Here is a 4,409-nt window from a genome sequence, read left to right on the forward strand (position 1 = left end):
CCGCGCACTCCTCGAAGCCGGCGGATTCAGACCACACCTACACCCCGAATTGTGAAGAGCCGGTGATCTGGGGGTGAGCCGTCAGCGTCTCGCTGAGCGGTTGCGGGCGCGAGGTGTGCGGTTGCGCCGTGAGAAGCCGTCATCTGAGCAGGTGCGCGAGATGTGCCTGCGTTACGAGCAGGGCGAGTCCTTGGCGAGGGTCGGCGAGAGGCTCGGCTTCAATCCAAGCTCTGTTCGGGTGTACCTGCTCCGCGCGGGGATGGCGCTCCGCGATCCCCACGGCCGCGAACGTTAGGTGGAACGGGCCTCGCCGTTGCCGCCGGTCAGCCTTCGATCACGAGGGTGTCAGTGGTCTCCGCGCCGTCGACGACAGGCAGGAAGCCGTACCTTCCCACGTCGATGTGTTTCGTAAAGCGGATATCGCGCGCATCGGGTCCGAGAGGGTCCAGCGGATCAGTGTTCTCCATGACGATAATCTGGCCGTCAAAGTTGGCCTGGATGTCACGGTAAAAGGCCCGGACAACGCCCTCCGGTGGCTCGCCGTCGGCGTCTATTGATTGATCGGGTGGCCGGTAGGTGACGAGGGGCGAGTCGAGCACGACGAATCCAGGGTGCGGCAGCTCCCGGTCAAAGCAATACTGGGCGAGGGCGAGCGTAAAGGCGGCGTGGAGAACTGCGCGTACTCCCTTGCCGTGCGCCGAGCGCCGTTGGTCGCCCGCGATAATGTCGAGTTCGTTTCGGTCATAACGAACAGATGCTGCGGACGGGTAGTCCCATTCGGCGAGGCGCTTGGAAATCTCCGCCGAGAACTCCCGTACGGCGGTGAGGCTCAATCCCGCAACCGCTGTTGCCACCTCCGCTTCAGTCTCGTCAGCGATCCGTCGAATCATGTCCTCGAAGGTTTTGACTTGCTCATAGAGGCCGAGGTGTTTCTCGATCTCGCTACGCTTCGCGAGAAGTTCCCGGAGGTTCCCCTTCTCTGGGTTCATCCTCGCGTCCAGCTTCTCGATGCGCTTCTGCAACGACAAGGCTTCTCGACGAGTCGTCTTGCTCGATGTGCGAAGCACCTCGGTTCGCGCATCGAGGCTCTCGATGGTCACGCGAAGATCATCCAGAAGGCCCTGGGTTTTCCGAGTCTCGGATTCGACGGCGGCGCCGAAGCTGGTCGCATCTCCCTCACAATCCAAATTGAGATGCTGACTGGCCGGTTCTGCACCGCAGAAGACACAGGTCCCGCGCCTAAAGTACCCAAGCAGGTTCCCGGCCTCTGCGATCATTGTGAGGCGTGCCAGATCACTCTCGTACTGCTTCTGCAAGAGAGTGAACCGCTGGCGGAGCGCCGCCGCATCTGAATACTCCGACCGCTGGGCGTTGTCGGCAGACTGAAGTTTGCTGTGCGCAACGAGGAGCTGGCCACGCTGTTCCGTGAGGCTACCGATCATCATGCTGTGCTCGTCAATTGTGCTGTTCAGCTTGCCGAGCTGCGTCGTAAGTTCTGTCGGCTCAGCAACGTCTTGGAGCTGCGACTCAAGTTGGCTGAGCATCCTTTCGACAACTTCCTGCCGAGCGCCGCGCAGCCGCTTCTGCTCTTGTGCCGAGGGAACCGCAGTCAACGCAGAGTCGTCTTCTCCCGTAAGAAGGAGCTTGAGAGCCGAGACTTCCTTGGTCTTGTTGACTGGGTTGCCGCTGAGGCCAGGGGCTTCTTCGGCCTGCATCTCTGTCTCACCGATGAGGCACAGGCGGGTCAAGTCGCGGAAGCTGAGCATGTGAGTCTCGTTCCGCGCGTTCTTCCGCACCTGCTTCTCGTCGAGACCAACCTGGTCGAGGAGGAACCGGGAGATGTTCTTCGTGCTCGTTGCGCTGTGCTTCGCCGCGAGCGTCTCATCCGCGGGGGTCGAGGGCTCGACGCGGATGTCGGATCGGTAGAGGGAGACACTGCCGCCGTCCACCGACCGTGCGAGCGTGATGCGTTCACCGGTGGGGAGTTCCAGCCCGAGCAGGACGCGACTGTACCCTTCCCGCTCCGGTATCGCCTTGAGCTCCTTGGCGCCGAGGACGAAATCGATCGCATCGACAATGAACGACTTGCCCGTGTCCGAGGGCCCATGGATGACGGTGACGTGCGGGCTGAAGTCGACCGAGGCCGGGGCGGCATTTGTGCCGGTGAATGTCAAGTGCGAAAGCGCGAGCCGTCCCATCAGATGTCGTTCCCGCTCTCGTGTTGCATGGCTTCGAACTCTTCGGCCCAATGCGAAGAGATCTCCCTCATGCGCTCTCGCAGGCGCGCGTCATCAACGGCGCCGAGTTCTTCAACAACCCAGTGCGCACGGTCGTGGAGGGCGCGCGCGTACTCAGATTCAAGGAGCTTCAGGAAGCTCTCGGAGCTCTCGCTAGCCCAGAACTCGATACCACTGTCCTCCGGTGACATCTCGGCGAGTCCAGCTCGGATCATGACGTGGAGGCCATCTTCGATGTGCTGTCGTTTCACCCCGAGCTCACCGACTCGTACGGGGATAGGAGGGTGAAGGCTCTCGGGGCCGTTGAGGTCCGCGCTGTGTAGTAGGCCGTGGTCGAGGAGGACAAGGCGGTTGATATCCAGATGAGCAGGAAAAGCTTCGACGAGGATCATCAGGACACGCATCCCCACTTCAAGAGGACTGTTGAGGGGATTACTCATCGACTTCCACCCACGTCAGCTTGTCGGCGTTGGCTAGCTGGTGGCAGATACCTTGACGGTCCTTGAGGTTCGACATCGAGATAAGCGTGTGGGCGCCAAGGTCGAGTTGGCCAGACTGTGTAAGCACAGCTCGGAGTCGGGCAAGGCCACTGGAGTGATTCGCTTCTGCGGTATCGATTACGCCGATGTAGACGTCGTCTTGGAGCAGTTCATACGTACCGTCGGGCACCGAGTCCCTCGCGTACAGGCGAAGCGCTTCGGCGGAATAGAAGGCCTCTCGCTGCCTCTGGAGGTGCGGACCGTGCTTGGCATGCACAGCGACCGATTCGACATCGGAGCAGGATGCGGGGTCCTGCTCGTTATAGACGTCTACAAGCTTCCTTACATAGATCGCTTCGCTTGGCGCAGGAACTTCCGGGGCCTGTTCGACCGGAGGTCGAGCAGGAAGCGCAGTCCCAAACCTTGCGGCGAAGTACTGCGTCTTCCGATGTATGTCGAGCATCTCGTTAAGTTCGAGCGACTGGAAGATCGAGAAGTCAGTGGATTCGGCGAGCTCACGAATTGATTTCAGCGCTTGCTCGTCATACTGCCGCGTAGCGGTGCCGCGTGCGTCGAGCAGTTCGAGGAACTTCTTCCGGAGATCCGTAGGCTTACTCAGCAGACGATTGAGCGTTGGACCGCATCCCCGCGGCGCGACGAACACGTATCGGTCCGGAAGACAATAGAAGGCATCCACCACACCGTGGAAAATCTTCAGCATCTCCGGGAATGCGTCCGACACAGTGAGTGATCCGTCGTAATGCTTGGCCTGGAAGCAGTCCCATGCGTCTTCAAGGCCACGGTCGGTCTTGAACGCGGCGACATCGACGCCGCGGTCTCCGGAGCCTCCGAGTTGCTTGATCTGTCGATACGAAACAGCGACTCCGGTTGCCCACTCGGTGATGAAGACTTCCCACTCGTCTGGTGAATAGAAGTAGATGCGGTGGGCTGGAGGTACGGGCGATCCAGGGAGCGCTGGGGCTGGCGAGCCCGGCACGACGGGGACAGGAAAATCGATGAGTTCGGGGGCACCGCCGCCTGCATGCGGCTGGGTCGCCAGGGACACGCGGCACCTCCTCGTTCGAGCGTCGTCACCGCCAATCCTATGAGATAGCGCTGCTCTGCTCTGCGATCGTCAGCTCGTGGGTCGTGAGGAGCCCTGTGTGGTTCGGGTCCATTAGTCGCAGGCTCGTCAGGAAGGTGCCAACGCGTGACGGACGGGACGCGGCCCGTGAATGTGGCCCCGCTCCCGGAAGTTGGGAGCGAGGCCGGTACTGCAAGTGAGGAGCCCGCTCAGTGGTCGGGGTCGTCGCTGCTGAGCGGGTAGTCAGCGAAGCGAGCGTTAGCTTCGGTGTACGCCTGCTTGACGGCGATCAGGTTCTCCTCGACGGAGCTCATCGACCTGCACGAGCGACTGCTCGCCGCCGTGGAGACGCGGGGCAGGGCGTGCCGGATTGTGACCGTCGGCGGAGCAGGCGCACTCCGGCTGCCAGGAGGTGAGCGCTTCTGGCAGAGCCCGGCGTTCCCACGGGCCACGTACACCTCCGGGGCCACGTCATCGGGGTGGGCCAGCCACCGGGCCAACACCTGGCGCACGGCGGGGGTGTCGGCCACGGTCAGCGTGGACTCTTCCACGCGGGGATCCTCACACATAGGGAAAGCTCCTTACGGTCTCAGGTGGGGCCGTGTGCCC

General features: G+C 62.0%; 3 protein-coding genes. All 3 read right to left on the reverse strand.

Features of this window, described 5'->3' with window-relative positions:
* Nucleotides 1-323: 323 nt before the first annotated feature.
* From FS770_RS13445 to FS770_RS13455, 3 genes are read right to left on the reverse strand one after another with little or no spacing between them, the layout of a single operon-like run.
* Entirely contained in the window at nucleotides 324-2,198 is a 1,875-nt protein-coding gene (locus FS770_RS13445; protein WP_145012742.1) for an AAA family ATPase, read from the reverse strand.
* Nucleotides 2,198-2,677: an ABC-three component system middle component 2 gene (locus tag FS770_RS13450; protein WP_145012745.1), complete on the reverse strand. Its 480-nt coding sequence runs from the start codon at nucleotides 2,675-2,677 to the stop codon at nucleotides 2,198-2,200. Before FS770_RS13450 ends, FS770_RS13445 begins: the two co-directional genes overlap by 1 nt.
* The gene (locus tag FS770_RS13455; protein WP_145012748.1) at nucleotides 2,670-3,782 is read right to left on the reverse strand and encodes an ABC-three component system protein; all 1,113 of its coding nucleotides are present in this window, start codon (nucleotides 3,780-3,782) and stop codon (nucleotides 2,670-2,672) included. Before FS770_RS13455 ends, FS770_RS13450 begins: the two co-directional genes overlap by 8 nt.
* Nucleotides 3,783-4,409 lie beyond the last annotated feature (627 nt).

The sequence above is a fragment of the Kocuria salsicia genome, from assembly GCF_007681555.1.
GTDB classification, from domain to species: Bacteria; Actinomycetota; Actinomycetes; order Actinomycetales; family Micrococcaceae; genus Kocuria; species Kocuria salsicia.

Excerpts from the sequence above, each read along its gene's own strand:
- FS770_RS13445 (WP_145012742.1), bottom strand. The coding sequence starts at position 2,198 with ATGGGACGGCTCGCGCTTTCGCACTTGACATTCACCGGCACAAATGCC.
- FS770_RS13450 (WP_145012745.1), bottom strand. The coding sequence starts at position 2,677 with ATGAGTAATCCCCTCAACAGTCCTCTTGAAGTGGGGATGCGTGTCCTG.